The sequence below is a fragment of the Streptomyces sp. NPDC039609 genome (assembly GCF_055596705.1).
Genome location: NZ_JBVIUJ010000002.1, coordinates 13,801 through 29,999, shown reverse-complemented (window position 1 = coordinate 29,999; position 16,199 = coordinate 13,801). Strand labels below are relative to the sequence as shown.

Below are 16,199 nucleotides of genomic sequence, written 5' to 3'. Positions count from 1 at the left end.
CGGCGGGGCCCCTTTCACACGTACCGACTAGCTGTGCGCGCGCAGCAGCTGGCGCATGGTCCGCATCGCCACCGACAGGTTCGCCAGGTCGAAGGTCTCCGAGCCCTGGATCTCCTCCAGCGTCGTGCGCGCCCGGCCGAGGATCGCCGCGTTCTTCTGCTCCCAGGCCTTGAACCGCTCCTCCGGCGTCGAGGTGCCGTTGCCCGCCGAGAGCACGTCCGCGGTGAGGGCGGCGTGCGCGGCGAACAGGTCCTCGCGGATGGAGGCGCGAGCCATCGACTGCCACCGGTCGGCGCGCGGCAGTTCGATGATCCGGTCCATGAGCTGGGTGATCCGCAGCCGGTCGGCCAGGTCGTAGTAGACCTCGGCGACCGCCATCGGGTCCTTGGCGGTGCGGTCCGCGATCGCGACGATGTCGAGCGTCGGGAAGGCGGAGGAGAAGCCGGCGACCCGCAGGGCGAGCTCCTCCGGCACGCCGACCTCGGTCAGCTCCTCCAGGATCGACTGGTACCACTCCAGGTCCGCACCGCGCAGCAGCTGCGGCAGCTCGGCCCAGACCTGCTCCACGCGCTCACCGAAGAAGTCGATCGTCTCGACGAGCTGGAGCGGCTGCGGCCGGTTGCCGAGCAGCCAGCGCGTACCGCGCTCGACCAGACGACGGGAGTGCAGCCGCATCCGTGTCTGGACGTCGGCCGGGACCCGGTTGTCGAGCGCCTCGACGGCGTCCCAGACCTCGCCGAGCCGGAAGATGGCGCGGGCGGCGGTCTGCGCGCGGACGATCTCCTCGATCGACGCGCCGGTCTCCTCGCGGAGGCGGTGCAGGAAGGTCGAGCCACCGGTGTTGACGGTGTCGTTGACCAGGACCGTGGTGACGATCTCCCGGCGCAGCGGATGGGTGTCGACCGCGTCGGCGAACTTCTCGCGCAGCTGCGTCGGGAAGTACGCGTGGAGCAGACCGCGCAGGTACGGGTCGTCCGGCAGCTCGGTGCCGATCAGCTCGTCGGCCACCGTGATCTTGGTGTACGCGAGGAGGACGGCGAGCTCCGGCTGGCTCAGGCCCTTGGCGTTGTTGAGCAGCTCGCGGACCTGCCGGTCCTGCGGCAGGAACTCCAGCGAGCGGTCGAGCGCTCCGTCCCGGCCCAGGCGGCGCATGAACCGCTGGTGGGCGTGGAGGAGGGACGGCGACTGCGCCACCGCGTTGGCCAGGGCGACGTTCTGCGCGTAGTTGTTGCGCAGGACGAGCGAGCCGACCTCGTCGGTCATCTCGGCGAGGATCTTGTTGCGCTGCTTCACGGTCATGTCGCCTTCGGTGACGAGCCCGTTGAGCAGGATCTTGATGTTGACCTCGTGGTCGGAGGTGTCCACGCCGGCGCTGTTGTCGATGGCGTCGGTGTTGACCTTGCCGCCCTCGCCGTCGGGGCCGCCCTTGCGGGCGAACTCGATACGGCCGAGCTGGGTCAGACCGAGGTTGCCGCCCTCGCCGACGACCTTGACCCGCAGGGCCTCGCCGTTGACGCGGATGGCGTCGTTCGCCTTGTCGCCGACGTCCGCGTTCGACTCGGCGGACGACTTGACGTACGTACCGATGCCGCCGTTCCACAGCAGGTCGACGGGCGAGTGGAGGATCGTCTGCATCAGCTCGGCCGGGGTCATCTTGGTGACACCGGCCTCGATGCCGAGGGCCGCCCGCATCTGCGCGTTGACCGGGATCGACTTGGCGGTACGGGGGTGGATGCCACCGCCCGCGGAGAGGAGCTCGGTGTTGTAGTCGGCCCAGGAGCTGCGGGGCAGCTCGAAGAGACGGCGCCGCTCGGCGTACGAGACGGCCGCGTCCGGGGTCGGGTCGATGAAGATGTGGCGGTGGTCGAAGGCCGCGACCAGGCGGATGTGCTCGGAGAGCAGCATTCCGTTGCCGAATACGTCGCCGGACATGTCGCCGACGCCGACGACGGTGAAGTCCTCGGTCTGGGTGTCGTGACCGAGCTCCCGGAAGTGCCGCTTCACGGACTCCCAGGCGCCGCGGGCGGTGATGCCCATGCCCTTGTGGTCGTAGCCGGCCGAGCCGCCCGAGGCGAACGCGTCGCCGAGCCAGAAGCCGTACGAGACGGCGACCTCGTTGGCGATGTCGGAGAAGGTCGCGGTGCCCTTGTCGGCGGCGACGACGAGGTACGTGTCGTCCTCGTCGTGGCGGACCACGTCGACCGGGGGCACGACCTCGCCGGCGACCAGGTTGTCGGTGATGTCGAGGAGCGCCGAGATGAAGGTCTTGTAGCTCGCGACACCCTCGGCCAGCCACGCGTCGCGGTCCACGGACGGGTCCGGGAGCTGCTTGGCGACGAAGCCGCCCTTGGCGCCGACGGGCACGATGACGGTGTTCTTCACCATCTGCGCCTTGACCAGGCCGAGGATCTCGGTCCGGAAGTCCTCACGCCGGTCGGACCAGCGCAGACCGCCTCGGGCGACCTTGCCGAAGCGCAGGTGGACGCCCTCGACGCGCGGCGAATACACCCAGATCTCGAACGCCGGGCGGGGCGCGGGGAGGTCGGGGATGGCCTGCGGGTCGAACTTCATCGACACGTAGGAGTGCGGGACGCCGTCCGTCGAGTTCTGGAAGAAGTTCGTCCGCAGGGTCGCCTTGATGACGGTGAGGAAGGAGCGCAGGATGCGGTCCTCGTCCAGGCTCGCGACCTGGTCGAGGGCGGCGTCCAGCTCCTCGAGCAGCGCGTCGATCAGCTCGATGCCGGCACGCTGGCGCTCCGGGGACATCCGGGCCTCGAAGAGCGAGACGAGCAGCCGGGTGGTGTGGACGTTGTTGCGGAGGGTGTCCTCCATGTAGTCCTGGCTGAACGTCGAACCGGCCTGGCGCAGGTACTTCGCGTAGGCGCGCAGCACCATCGCCTGGCGCCAGTTCAGCCCGGCGCTCAGGACCAGCGAGTTGAAGCCGTCGTTCTCGGCCTGGCCGGTCCAGGTGGCGGCGAACGCCTCCTGGAACCGCTCACGGGCGTCGTCGCTGAAGGAGGCGCCGTTGGCGGTCGGGGTGGGCATCCGCAGACCGAAGTCGTAGACCCAGGCGTGCGTACGGTCGGCGCAGCGCAGCTCGTACGGACGCTCGTCGATGACCTCGACACCAAGCCGGTTGAGCACCGGGAGAACGGCGGAGAGGGAGATCTGGTCGCCGGCCTTGTAGATCTTGAAGCGGCGCTCGCCGGGACGGGCACCGACCGGCTCGTACAGCGAGAGCGCGAACTCCTTGCCGGTGAGGGTCAGCTGCTCCAGGTGGACCAGGTCGGCCACGGCGGAGCGCGGCGAGTGGTCGGCCTTGTAGCCCTCCGGGAAGGCGTTGCCGTAACGGCGCAGCAGCTCGGCGGCGCGCTCCTCGCCGCACTCGGCGTTGAGGGCCTCGGCGAAGCCGTCGGCCCAGGAGCGGGCGGCCTCGACGAGACGCGCCTCGATGCGGTCCTTGTCGGCGTCGGAGAGCTGGGGCAGCTCGGTGCCGGGCTCCACACGGACGACGAAGTGGAGCCGGGAGAGGATCGACTCGGTGTTCCACGCGGTGAAGTCGACGTTGGTGCCGTCGAGCTCCTCCATGAGGATGCCGGTCAGGCGCTCACGGACCGTGGTGTTGAAGCGGTCGCGCGGCAGGTAGACGAGGGCGGAGTAGTAGCGCCCGTACTCGTCCTGGCGCAGGTAGAGCCGCAGCCGGCGGCGTTCCTGCAGGTAGAGGACGGAGGTGACGATGGAGCGCAGCTCGTCGACCGGGGTCTGGAAGAGCTCGTCGCGCGGGTACGTCTCCAGGATCTGGAGCAGGTCGCGGCCGTCGTGGCTGTTGGGCGAGAAGCCCGCGCCCTCCAGGACCTCCTGGACCTTGCGCTTGATGACCGGGACGCGCCGGACGGACTCGGTGTACGCGGCGGAGGAGAACAGGCCCAGGAAGCGGCGCTCCCCGATGACGTTGCCCTCGGCGTCGAACTTCTTGACGCCCACGTAGTCGAGGTACGAGGGCCGGTGCACCGTGGAGCGGCTGTTGGCCTTGGTCAGGATCAGCAGCTTGTGCTCGCGTGCCTTGGCGCGGGCGTCGGCCGGCAGCCGGCTGAAGGACGGCGAGACGGGGTGGGAGTGGTGGTCGTCCTCGCCGGTGTGGTGCGGGTCGGAGCGCAGGATGCCGAGGCCGGTGCCGGGGACGGCAGCCAGCGCGTCTCCGTTGACCAGCTCGTACTCGCGGTAGCCGAGGAAGGTGAAGTGGTCGTCCGAGAGCCAGCGCAGCAGCTCGCGGGCCTCTTCGACCTCGGTGGGGCGCAGATCGTCGGCGGTGGGCTCGTCGGGCAGGTTCTCGGCGATGCGCAGCGCGGTGTCGCGCATCTTCTCCCAGTCCTCGACGGTCTCGCGGACGTCGGACAGGACACGCAGCAGGTCGGTGGTGATCTGCTTGAGGTCGGCGCGGTCGGTCTCGCGGTCGATCTCGACGTGGATCCAGGACTCGGTGAGCACGTCGTGGGTCTGCTCGCCCTCGGGCCCGGCGGCGAGGACCTCGATGAGCTTGCCGGTCAGGTCGCGGCGGACGCGGACCTGCGGGTGGATCACGACGTGGATGCCGCGGCCCTGGCGGGAGAGCTCGTTGGTGACCGAGTCGACGAGGAAGGGCATGTCGTCGGTGACGACCTCGACGACGGAGTGGCTGCAGGTCCAGCCGTTCTCCTCGACCGTCGGGGTGTGGACGCGGACGTTCGCGGTGCCCTGGGGGCGGTTCTCCGCGAGTCGGTAGTGCGAGAGAGCGGCGCCGAAGACGTCCACCGGGTCTCGGTCGGTGAGGTCCTCGGGCGCGGTGTGCAGGTAGTAGCGCTGGAGGTAGTCGAGCAGGGTGTCCCTGTCCGGGCGCTTCCCCTTCTCGGGCCCCGTCGGAAGTTGCCCCCCGACCGGACCGGTCTCAGCTACCCGTGCAGCCCGTGCGAGCAGCTCGGCCTTGGCTTCGTCCAGCTTGGTCTGCATGTCCTCTGGCTCCTGTCGCGCGCCGTTGCGTGACGTAGGTGGAAGAAATGACACAACGCCACGACGCGGGGTTACCGGTCGAGGTCGACGCTATGTCGTGATGAGAGATGCCCGAGCCGATATCGGCCAATGTCGGCGGGAGGCCCGGACGGAAGGGATCAGCGAACGCCATGTCGGCCCGGCCGCGGTAGCGGACCGGGCGAGAGCCGGGGGCTTCGCTGCCCCCTCGGCGTATCGCGCTGATCACGGGAAAAGCCTATCGCTCTCCACCCCGGAGTCGTCATGGTCCGTATGTGTACAAAAGAGGGGGTGGAAGTTTGACGTTATGGACAGCGACACATGTCCTCTTGGCAAAGCGGGGCGCCGCGGGCAACGTGGACGCGGGGTACCCACCGATCTGGGAGTCATCATGGCGAAGATCTTGATCGTGACCGGGGACGCGGCGGAATCGCTGGAGGTCATGTACCCGTACCAGCGCCTGCTCGAAGAGGGGTACGAGGTCCACATGGCCGCTCCGGCGCGCAAGCAGCTGCGGTTCGTGGTGCACGACTTCGAGCCGGGCTACGACACATACACCGAGAAGCCGGGCTACAGCTGGCCCGCCGACCTGGCGTTCTCGGAGGTGGATCCGGGCGACTACATCGCGGTCGTGATCCCGGGCGGCCGGGCTCCGGAGTACCTCCGCAACGACCCGGAGCTCCGCAAGATCCTCAAGTCGTTCTTCGACGCGGACAAGCCGGTGGCCCAGATCTGCCACGGCCCGCTCCTGACGGCGGCGATCGGCGGTCTGGAGGGCCGCAGGGTCACGGCGTACCCGGCCCTGGAACTCGACATGCAGGCAGCGGGCGCCAGCTTCCAGGACACGGAGGCGGTGGTGGACGGCACCCTGGTCTCCTCGAGGGCCTGGCCGGACCACCCGACGTGGATGCGGGAATTCTTGAAACTGCTGCGGGCGACGGGCTGAGGGCCCTTGCGCGCGTCTTCGGACGCCCGCCAGGGGCGTGCGGGCGCGACTGAGACCCGTGGGGGCGTGCGGGCGCGACCTGAGACCCGTGGGGGCATGCGGGCGCGGCCGCGACCCGTGGGGCGTCTGCCGACGCCCGCAGGGTGTGCGGGCTCGGCTCGCGGCCGCCGCCGACGGCGCTCGAACGCCATTGGGCGACCCGCACCTCCGTGTTCTCCGTTGCACGGGTGGTGCGGGTGGGAACGAGTGGTGCGGGTGGGAACGGGGGGAACCCCAGCCCGGCCGAAGGCCGGGCGCACCTCACCGGGCCGCTCCCCCACCGTCCACCGGGCGGCCTCGGGTCCTAGACCAGGTCCTCCGCCACGGCGACCGCCTCCGCGAGCGAGTCGACGACGGGCACCCCGACCGCCTCCAGTGACACCCGGCTGTGCGATCCACCGGTGTACAGGACGGCCCGCGCCCCCACATACGCCGCCGCCCGCGCGTCGTCCGCGGCATCGCCGATCACCACGATCCGCTCCGCAGGCACGCCTCCCAGCGCCTGAAGATGCCGGACCATGTGCCCCGACTTCCCCTCGGTGGACGCCCCCACCCGCCCGTCCACCCGCACGAAGCGCTCCTCGATCCCGTGCCTCCGGACCAGCGGTACCAGCTCGGCGTGGGGCGCCAGCGAGAGCAGCGACTGCGTGAAACCGGACTCCTGCCGCGCGGCCAGCAGCTCCGCCGCCCCGGCCGTCAGACCACAGTTCTCGGCTCGCTGCCAGTAGTGCCGATGGAACGCGCCGTCCATGAGCTCCCACTCCGTGTCCGTGGGCAGCCGCCCCATCAGCCGTTCGTAGAACTTCGGCACCGGCACCATGTACAGGTCCCGGTAGCGCGCGAGCGTGATCGGCTCGAGGCCCAGCTCGGCGAAGGCCGCGTTCGTCGCCCCGATGACCGCGTCGATGTCGTCGAGCAGCGTGCCGTTCCAGTCCCAGACCAGGTGCTTTCCGTGCTTCCCCATGCGAAGACGGTACCGGCACCCACCGACACGGCGACGTCGTTCGGCCCGGAGACCGGTCGGCCCGGGGATCGGCGGCGGACGTCCGTCAGCCCAGCAGCCCCGGAATCTCCTGCACCCCGAACCACAGCAGCTCGTGGTCCTCCGCCCCGTCCACCGTGAACTGCGCGTCGTCGTCACCCTGGTCCGCCGCCCCCAGCGCGTCCGCCGCCGCCGAGACGTCCGTCTCGGCGTCGTCCGCGTCGGCGTGCACGGCCGCCGCCTTGGCCAGCGGTACGGCTCCGGCGATACGGACCTCGCCCAGCGAGGAGGCGTCCAGGCCGCGGTCGGGGTCGACCACCGCCTCCTTGTCCGGCACGTCGACCGCGACGACGATCCGGCGGCGCGCCGCCGAGGGGTTGCCGGCCAGCAGCCGCAGGGACGCGGACGCGGCCCGGTTGAGAGCCGCGTACTCGAGCTCCTCGATGTCGTCCGAGACGTACCACTCGCGCAGGGCGGGGGTCACGGCGTACGCGGTCAGCGGACCGGGGCCCAGCTCGCCCGCCTTGTGCGCCTGTGCGAGACCGGGAAGGGTCAGGGGGACGTACACGCGCATTGGCTGGCCGCTTTCGTAGTCGGAAACGCCCTCAGGATACGTGCGGAGTCCCCCTTCGGGGTCCCCAGGCCGCCGTCTCGCGGGTCCACCCGAGGCATCCCCCACCCTTGTGCCGGCAGACCGGGAAGACTGTCCCGTCACTCTGATAGGTGAAGCGCGCGAACGGCCACGCGGGCGGCCACGGAGCCTTGCGAGGGCGCCGAGCACCCCCGTACAAGATCCCCAACAGAAGTTACCGCCCGGTAGACCGCCGAGGCCGTACGGAACGGGGACCGCCCATGGACGCCATCACCACGACGCCCACCACCACGCCGCCGCCCGCGTCCGAGCCCGCCGCCCCTCCCGTCGCAACCACGCGTCCGCGCACCCCTCGCCCCCGCACCGCTCCCCGCGGCCCCGCCGGCACCGGCCCCCGCGGCTCCGCCGGGCCCCGCCCCGGATCCCTCCCGGGAGCCCCCTCACGTGTCCGTACGCCACCTCGCGCACTCCCGCCGCACGCTCTCTTCGCCGAGCGCCTCCTCGCCGTCCTCAGCGGCGAGCGGCCCGTCCACTGGATGCTCGGCATGACCGTCGGGGAGGCGTACGAACAGCTCGTCCAGCTCGCCCCGGACACCCCCTTCAGGTCCCTCGGCGCCCGCCCCGTGCTCCGTACCTGCCGCTTCCACCCGCCCAGGACGGATGCCGTCGAGGTCTGCGCGACCGTCGCCACCGGCGAACGGATCCGGGCCATGGCCTTCCGCCTGGAACGCGGCGCCGACCGCCGCTGGCGCTGCGCCGCCGTCGAGCTGGACGGCCTCCACGCGCGCGTGGAGGCCGTGCCGCCCTTGCCCACCGAGCCCCGCGTACCGGTCCGGCCCCGAGTGCTCACCGAGCCCCGCGTAACGGTCCAGCCCCGCGTACCCGCCCAGTCCCGGACATGACGAAGGGGCCGACCACCTCACCAGGTGCCCGGCCCCTCCCACCCCATCAGGGGTTACTTCTTGCGGCGACGCCCGCCGCTGCTCTTCTGCGCCTTGCGACGCTCCGCCCGCGTCAGACCGTCGCCGCCTGCCCCGGCGTCCTCGCTCACGAAGTCGCCCTCGACGACGCTGCCGTCACCGTCCACCTTCGGCGCGGTGAAGTGCAGCCGGTCCGGCCGCTGCGGGGCCTCGAGGCCCTTGGCGCGGATCTCCGGACGCGCGGGCGCCGGCACGGCGTCCTCCTTGGTGAGGGAGGGAGCCGCGTCCTTCACCGGGACCTCCTCGACCTGCTGCTCGACCTGGACCTCCAGGTTGAACAGGTAGCCGACGGACTCCTCCTTGATGCCCTCCATCATGGCGGTGAACATGTCGAAGCCCTCGCGCTGGTACTCGACCAGCGGGTCCTTCTGCGCCATGGCGCGCAGGCCGATGCCCTCCTGGAGGTAGTCCATCTCGTAGAGGTGCTCGCGCCACTTGCGGTCGAGCACGGAGAGGACCACGCGGCGCTCCAGCTCACGCATGATGTCCGAGCCGAGCGACTTCTCACGGGCGTCGTACTGGTCGTGGATGTCGTCCTTGACGGACTCGGCGATGAACTCGGCGGTGATGCCCGCACGGTCGCCGGCCGCCTCCTCCAGCTCGTCCACGGTCGCCTTCACCGGGTAGAGCTGCTTGAACGCGGTCCACAGCCGGTCGAGGTCCCACTCCTCCGCGAAGCCCTCGGCGGTCTCCTGGCGGATGTAGTCGTCGATCGTGTCGTCCATGAAGTGCCGGATCTGCTCGTGCAGGTCCTCGCCCTCCAGGACACGGCGGCGCTCGCCGTAGATGACCTCACGCTGCCGGTTGAGGACCTCGTCGTACTTCAGGACGTTCTTACGCGTCTCGAAGTTCTGGGTCTCGACCTGGGACTGCGCGGAGGCGATGGCGCGGGTGACCATCTTGTTCTCGATCGGCACGTCGTCCGGCACGTTGGCCATGGCCATGACGCGCTCGACCATCTGGGCCTTGAACAGGCGCATCAGGTCGTCGCCGAGGGAGAGGTAGAAGCGGGACTCGCCCGGGTCGCCCTGGCGGCCGGAACGACCGCGCAGCTGGTTGTCGATCCGGCGGGACTCGTGGCGCTCGGTGCCCAGCACGTACAGCCCGCCGAGCTCCTTGACCTCCTCGAACTCCGCCTTCACGGCCGCCTCGGCACGCTCCAGGGCGGCCGGGAGGGCCGCGGCCCACTCCTCGACGTGCTCGACCGGGTCCAGGCCCGCCTGGCGCAGCTCGGCCTCGGCCAGGTCGTCCGGGTTGCCGCCGAGCTTGATGTCGGTGCCTCGGCCGGCCATGTTCGTGGCGACGGTGACGGCGCCCTTGCGGCCGGCCTGGGCGACGATCGTCGCCTCACGGTCGTGCTGCTTGGCGTTGAGCACCTCGTGCTGGATGCCGCGCTTGGAGAGCTGCTGGGAGAGGTACTCGGACTTCTCGACCGACGTCGTACCGACGAGGATCGGCTGGCCCTTCTCGTGCTTCTCCGCGATGTCGTCGACGACGGCGGCGAACTTGGCGACCTCGGTCCGGTAGATCAGGTCCGACTGGTCCTTACGGACCATGGGCTTGTTCGTCGGGATCGGGACGACGCCCAGCTTGTAGATCTGGTGGAACTCGGCCGCCTCGGTCATGGCCGTACCGGTCATGCCGGAGAGCTTGTCGTAGAGGCGGAAGAAGTTCTGCAGGGTGATCGTGGCGAGGGTCTGGTTCTCGTCCTTGATGTCCACCCCTTCCTTCGCCTCGATCGCCTGGTGCATGCCCTCGTTGTAGCGGCGGCCGGCGAGGATACGGCCGGTGTGCTCGTCGACGATCATGACTTCGCCGTCGATGACGACGTAGTCCTTGTCCTTCTTGAAGAGTTCCTTGGCCTTGATGGCGTTGTTCAGGTACCCGACGAGCGGGGTGTTCACCGACTCGTAGAGGTTGTCGATGCCCAGCCAGTCCTCGACCTTGGCGACGCCGGACTCGTGGATGCCGACGGTGCGCTTCTTCTCGTCGACCTCGTAGTCACCGGTCTCCTCGATGCCCTTGAGCGGGACGCCGGCCTCACCCTTGGTGAGGCGGGTGACCAGCTTGGCGAAGTCGCCGTACCACTTGGTGGCCTGATCCGCCGGGCCGGAGATGATCAGCGGCGTACGGGCCTCGTCGACGAGGATGGAGTCGACCTCGTCGACACAGGCGAAGTTGTGGCCGCGCTGGACGAGCTCGTCCTTGGACCACGCCATGTTGTCGCGCAGGTAGTCGAAGCCGAACTCGTTGTTCGTGCCGTACGTGATGTCGCAGGCGTACTGCTCGCGACGCTGGGCCGGCGTCATGTTGGCGAGGATGCAGCCGACCTCGAGGCCCAGGAACTTGTGGACGCGGCCCATCATCTCGGAGTCGCGCTCGGCCAGGTAGTCGTTCACCGTGATCAGGTGGACGCCCTTGCCGGACAGCGCGTTCAGGTACGCCGGGAGCGTGCCGACGAGGGTCTTGCCCTCACCGGTCTTCATCTCGGCCACGTAGCCGAGGTGCAGGGCGGCGCCGCCCATCAGCTGGACGTCGTAGTGGCGCTGGCCGAGGACGCGCTTGGCGGCCTCGCGGACGGTCGCGAAGGCCTCGGGGAGCAGGTCGTCGAGGCTCTCACCGTCGGCGTACCGCTGCTTGTACTCCTCGGTGAGCCCCCGCAACTCGGCGTCGGAGAGGTTGACGAAGTCCTCTTCGATGGAGTTGACCTGGTCCGCGATGCGGTGCAGTTTGCGCAGGATCTTGCCTTCGCCTGCACGCATGAGCTTGTTGAAGACGGACACTGAGGCTGGTCTCCTTGCCGGTCGGGCCTGGCACTGGGTCTTGTGATGGACTCGGGCGCGGGCACGGCAGGTGGTCCCCACCGCAACGGCCATCGTAAGCGAGACCGCCGCCGCGCCGGGAGGCCCGAAGGACCGGAGCGTCACCGCTGCCCGGAATGAGAACGCTCGAGACGCGCGGAAGGTGCCGCAGGGTCCGAAAAGTGTTCGCTTCGCGGCGGTCCGCTCACCAGAATTCCGTCATGGAGCCGAAGACACTGATCACGGAACGTCTGACCCTCGGCAGGTTCACACCGGAGGACGCCGACGAGGTCCACGCGATCTGCCAGGACCCCGAGATCCAGCGCTGGACGACCGTCCCCTCGCCCTACGGGCGTCAGGACGCCGAGTTCTTCCTGAACCGTGTCGTGCCCGACGGCTGGCGCGACGACACCGAGTACAGCTTCGCCGTACGGCCCCGGGAGGGCGGCCCGATCCTCGCCGCCGTCGCGCTGCACCACCCGCGCTCGGGCACTTGGGAGGTCGGCTTCTGGACCGCCAAGGAGCACCGCGGCCGCGGTTATATGACGGAAGCCGTCCTCGCGCTGGCCGGCTGGGCCTTCACGGAGCTCCGCTGCACGCGCCTGGAGTGGCGCGCCGAGGTCGGGAACGCGGGCTCGCGGGCGACCGCCGAGAAGGCCGGTTTCGCGGTCGAGGGCGTACTGCGTGCCGCGCTGCCGAACAAGGGAGTGCTGCGGGACTCCTGGGTCGGCGCGCTGCTGCCGTCCGACCTCGGCCTGCCGGGCGCCCTGCCGTATCCGGCGGCGACTTCCCAGACCCTGGGATGACTGTCAGTGCCAGCCCCTAGGCTGCGGATCATGACGACTGCGCCGCCGCCTGTTGCCGAACTGTCCGCGGACGAGGCCCGCCGGATCGCCCTGCGCGCCCAGGGATTCCTGGGCGCGCCAGACCGCCGCGCGGGGGTGCGGGGCGTGCTGCGCCATCTGGGGCAGGTGCAGCTCGACACGATCTCCGTCCTGGCCCGCTCGCACGAGCTGATCCCGTACGCACGGCTGGGCGCGGTGGGCCGTACGACGGTCGAGGACGCGTACTGGACCGAGGGGCACGCCTTCGAGTACTGGTCGCATGCGGCCTGCATCCTGCCGGTCGAGGAGTGGCCGCTCTTCGCCTTCCGCCGCCGTGCCTACCGCTCCCGTCCGCAGTGGCACCACGATCTGCCCGACGGCGCGTACGACGCCGTGATCAAGCAACTGCGTACGGAGGGCCCGCAGACCGCGACGGAGCTCGGCGGCGCGAAGAACAAGGGCGAGTGGTGGGACTGGTCCGAGTCGAAGATCGCCGTGGAGCGGGCGCTGATGTACGGCGAGGTGGTGTGCACCGAGCGGCGCGGCTGGAAGCGGGTCTACGACCTGGCCGAGCGGGCGATTCCGGACGCCCTGCTCCAGGTCGACCTGGACGACTCCGAGTGCCTGCGGAGGCTGGTGCGGCAGGCGGGCGAGGCGCTGGGCGTGGGCACGCGCGCGGACATCGCCGACTACCACCGGATCAAGGGCGAGGCGTTCGACGCCGTGGTGGAGGCCTCCGGGCTCGTGCCGGTGACGGTGGCGGGCTGGGCCAAGCCGGCCTGGGCCGATCCTGCGGCGCTGGCGACGGAGCCGCGCGGTCGGCACCGCACGACGCTGCTGTCGCCGTTCGACTCCCTGATCTGGGAGCGGCCGCGCACGGAGCGGATCTTCGGCTTCACCCACCGCCTGGAGGCGTACGTGCCGAAGCAGAAGCGCGTGCACGGCTACTTCGCCATGCCGCTGCTGGCGGGCGGGAAACTGCTGGGCCGCGTCGACCCGGCGCGCGAGGGCAGGACGCTGGTCGCCCGGCAGGTGTCGCTCGACTCCGCCAAGGCGGTCGGTCCGATGGCGCAGGCGCTGCGTGAGGCGGCCGGATGGGTGGGGTGCGACTCGGTGCGAATCGAGCGGGCGGACCGACCGGAGCTGATCGCCCCGCTTACGGCTGCCCTCGGCTGACGACCGCCGTCACCTGATCCAGGGACCCCCGGGACCTGTGGACGCCCCGGGCAGCCCCGGCTGCCCGGGGCTGCTCTCCGGCCTCAGCGGATCTCGAGGATCTTCTCCCGCATCGCGTAGACCACGGCTTCCATCCTGGAATGCAGCTGGAGCTTCTCCAGGATGTTGCGCACGTGGTTCTTCACCGTGTTCTCGGAGATGAACAACTCCTTGGCGATGTCCCGGTTGTTCATCCCGGTCGCGACGAGCTTGAGGACTTCCAGCTCGCGGTCGGTCAGCCGGGGCGCCGGCACCAGCCGGCGCTCGTCCGTGCGCTGGATCATCGACTTGAACTCGGTGAGGAGCTTGGACGCCATCGACGGGCTGATCTGCGACTGGCCGTCGGCCACCGCTCGAATCGCGGTGGCGACCTCGTCGGTGGAAATCTCCTTCAGGAGATAGCCGGTCGCGCCCGCCTTGATCGCGTCGTAGAGATCGGCCTCCTCGTCGCTGATCGTCAGCATGATGATCTTCGCGCTGGGGGCCACCTCCTTGATGGAGGTGCAGGCCTCGATGCCGCCGCGCTTGGGCATCCGGACATCCATCAGCACGATGTCGGGCAGCAGGTCGGCGGCTTTGTCGACGGCCTCCGCCCCGTCGCCCGCCTCGCCGACGACCTGGATGTCCTCCTCCTGGGCGAGGACGATCTCCAGGCCGCGACGGAACAGGGCATGGTCGTCCACCACGAGGACTCGGATCGGCTCCTTGCGGGACTCCCCGCTGTCCGAATCCGATCCCTCGGGGGTGGCCGCGCCATCAGGCTCTCGCCCGCTGTGCACCGGCCCGAAGCTGTCCGCCATCGTTCCTCCCCCTGAAGGCCGTGGCCTGAATTCGTGTTCGGTCCTCCAACCGCTGCTCTCAAAGCAGAGGTTGGCGTGCACGCCATGATTTCATGCCCGGACGACAGTGCGGTGATCCCGTGGCCACCATGGGGTCGCACGGGGGTGCCCCTGGGGGCGCAAGGGGCGCTCCAGGGGCACCGTGACGGACAGAGCAGAGGTGGCGCTGGGGCTGCGGGTCAGCCGCCGAGGGCACCACCGGCGCCGCCACCCTCGGCGAGCGGGTCGCTCTCCAGATGGATGACGCCGTAGTCGTATGCATGCCGCCGGTAGACGACACTCGGCTGCTTGGTGTCGGAGTCGACGAACAGATAGAAGTCGTGACCGACGAGCTCCATCTCGTAGAGCGCCTGGTCGAGGGTCATCGGGGCGGCCCGGTGTGTCTTCTCGCGGACCACCAGCGGGCCTTCGCCCTGCACTTCGATCGAGCCCATCATCGTGGTGGGCACCCCGGCGGACTCCTGACCCACCAGCTCGCCGCTTCCGTTGAGCTGTGCGACGCCCGGCACCACATCGGCGACCTCGGCTGCCGACAGCCTGCCGTTGCCACGGCGGGTGTACCGCTTGTCGTGCTGCTTGCGCAGTCGCGCGTCCAGCTTGTCGCTGGCGAGGTCCAGCGCTGCGTACGGGTCGCCTGCCGCCGCTTCCGCCCGGATCACCGGGCCTCGGGAGTGGAGGGTGATCTCTACACGGTCGGACCTGTCGGCCTGCCGCGGGTTGTGCTCCTTGGACACCTCGACGTCGAGGCTGATCACCTTGCCGTCGAGCTTCTGGATTCTCTCCAGCTTCAGCTTCTCGGCCACGTGCTTGCGGAACCGCTCGGGCACCTCGGTCTTGCGGCCCTTGACGACGATGTCCACGCAGAACTCCGTTCCCGGATCGCTCAGAACGGCTCCTCGGCCGTCGAGCATCTCCCTTTGCACCAGACTCCGGTGAATGCCGGAGCCTCGGACTTGGCGACTTTCACCTCCTCCTCCCCAGCCGGCAAGATCCCCACCCCACCGACCCGAGGTTAATTCGCCCTGAACTCCTGTCCTGTAGGCGCACCCGTGCATTCGCTGAGGCGTAGCATTCGCCATTCCTCACAACCGAACATAGCTCGTTCGGACGGGTGTCGGCACCCGCTACCGCCACATACCTCCGTTCGGGTGTTCTCACCTCTCACCACCTGCAACGATGCAAGTTCTCCGTCAGTTCCGGTTTATTTCGAACGACGACGGAGAACATGCGACTACCGCCGCCGCGGCCCGTGCGAATCCCCTTTCCGGCGTGCCGTTTTCCGCCGTGCCTTCACTCCGTGCCCGAATGAACGGCAGGTGTACGGCACTCAGTGCCCGCGCCGCCTCCGTCAACGAGGCGCCCGTGGTCATCAGATCGTCGACCAGCACCACCCGCCCGCCCTCCAGGAGCCGCGCGCCACCTGCCACGACCTCCAGCGCCCCGGCCAGATTGGCGAACCGTCCGCGGGCACCGAGCCCGGACTGGTCCGCCACGGCGCGGCGCTGTCGCAGCACCGGAATCACCCGAGCGGCCCGCCCCCGACTGCGCAACCGGCCCGCCGCAGCGAGCGCGATACGCCGAGTCGGATCGTGGCCACGCGCCCGCACCGAGCTCCGTGACGAGGGCACCGGTACCAGGAGAAGGGGATGGGTCCCCGAGGCGTCACAGCGCCCGGCAGCAGCCTCCACGGCGTCCGCGAGCGCCGACCCGAGGGGTCCGGCGAGGGAGAGCGCGCCGCGCTCCTTGTGGGCGAGAAGCACCGACCGTACGGCGTCGGCATACGGCGCCGAGGCATGGACGACCGGCAGCCCGGCCGGCTCGGGAACGGGCCGCACCCGGCGCGGGCCGGGGCCTGCCAGCTCCTCCCGGCACCGCGGGCACAACTCCGTTCGGGGCCTGCCGCAGCCTCCGCAGGCGACCGGCAGCACCAGTCCGGCGATCTCGCGCCACCACCCCCGCATGGCTCCACTGTCCTCC

General features: G+C 69.9%; 10 protein-coding genes and 1 pseudogene. 4 read left to right on the top strand and 7 right to left on the bottom strand.

Annotated elements, in window-relative coordinates; translation table 11 throughout:
- Positions 1–27: 27 nt before the first annotated feature.
- Complete coding sequence (locus ACZ561_RS05605; RefSeq protein WP_470990150.1) at positions 28–4,986, bottom strand: NAD-glutamate dehydrogenase; 4,959 nt, start codon at positions 4,984–4,986, stop codon at positions 28–30.
- Between the two features lie 406 nt (positions 4,987–5,392).
- Between ACZ561_RS05605 and ACZ561_RS05600 the strand changes: the two genes are divergently transcribed.
- Complete coding sequence (locus tag ACZ561_RS05600; RefSeq protein WP_470991285.1) at positions 5,393–5,950, top strand: DJ-1/PfpI family protein; 558 nt, start codon at positions 5,393–5,395, stop codon at positions 5,948–5,950.
- A gap of 343 nt (positions 5,951–6,293) precedes the next feature.
- Here ACZ561_RS05600 and ACZ561_RS05595 read toward each other — a convergent pair whose 3' ends face one another.
- Positions 6,294–6,953, bottom strand: a complete 660-nt coding sequence (locus ACZ561_RS05595) for an HAD family hydrolase (protein WP_470990147.1) — start codon at positions 6,951–6,953, stop codon at positions 6,294–6,296.
- Between the two features lie 85 nt (positions 6,954–7,038).
- On the bottom strand, positions 7,039–7,545 hold the full coding sequence (locus ACZ561_RS05590; RefSeq protein WP_470990144.1) for a DUF6912 family protein: 507 nt from the start codon (positions 7,543–7,545) through the stop codon (positions 7,039–7,041).
- 278 nt (positions 7,546–7,823) lie between these two features.
- Between ACZ561_RS05590 and ACZ561_RS05585 the strand changes: the two are divergent.
- Positions 7,824–8,339: pseudogene (locus tag ACZ561_RS05585) on the top strand (Rv3235 family protein); the annotation flags it as partial.
- Between the two features lie 179 nt (positions 8,340–8,518).
- Here ACZ561_RS05585 and secA read toward each other — a convergent pair.
- Complete coding sequence (gene secA, locus ACZ561_RS05580; RefSeq protein ID WP_470990141.1) at positions 8,519–11,326, bottom strand: preprotein translocase subunit SecA; 2,808 nt, start codon at positions 11,324–11,326, stop codon at positions 8,519–8,521.
- A 239-nt stretch (positions 11,327–11,565) separates the two neighbouring features.
- On the opposite strand from secA, the gene ACZ561_RS05575 reads away from it, so the two are divergent.
- Positions 11,566–12,150: a GNAT family N-acetyltransferase gene (locus ACZ561_RS05575; protein ID WP_376440423.1), complete on the top strand. Its 585-nt coding sequence runs from the start codon at positions 11,566–11,568 to the stop codon at positions 12,148–12,150.
- 30 nt (positions 12,151–12,180) lie between these two features.
- Positions 12,181–13,344: a winged helix-turn-helix domain-containing protein gene (locus tag ACZ561_RS05570; RefSeq protein ID WP_470990138.1), complete on the top strand. Its 1,164-nt coding sequence runs from the start codon at positions 12,181–12,183 to the stop codon at positions 13,342–13,344.
- Between the two features lie 83 nt (positions 13,345–13,427).
- Here the strand turns inward: ACZ561_RS05570 and ACZ561_RS05565 are convergent, their stop codons facing one another.
- From ACZ561_RS05565 to ACZ561_RS05555, 3 genes are all read right to left on the bottom strand, one after another.
- On the bottom strand, positions 13,428–14,183 hold the full coding sequence (locus ACZ561_RS05565) for a response regulator (protein WP_376440418.1): 756 nt from the start codon (positions 14,181–14,183) through the stop codon (positions 13,428–13,430).
- Between the two features lie 218 nt (positions 14,184–14,401).
- Complete coding sequence (gene hpf / locus ACZ561_RS05560) at positions 14,402–15,082, bottom strand: ribosome hibernation-promoting factor, HPF/YfiA family (protein ID WP_376440415.1); 681 nt, start codon at positions 15,080–15,082, stop codon at positions 14,402–14,404.
- A gap of 330 nt (positions 15,083–15,412) precedes the next feature.
- Positions 15,413–16,183, bottom strand: a complete 771-nt coding sequence (locus tag ACZ561_RS05555) for a ComF family protein (protein WP_470990135.1) — start codon at positions 16,181–16,183, stop codon at positions 15,413–15,415.
- Positions 16,184–16,199 lie beyond the last annotated feature (16 nt).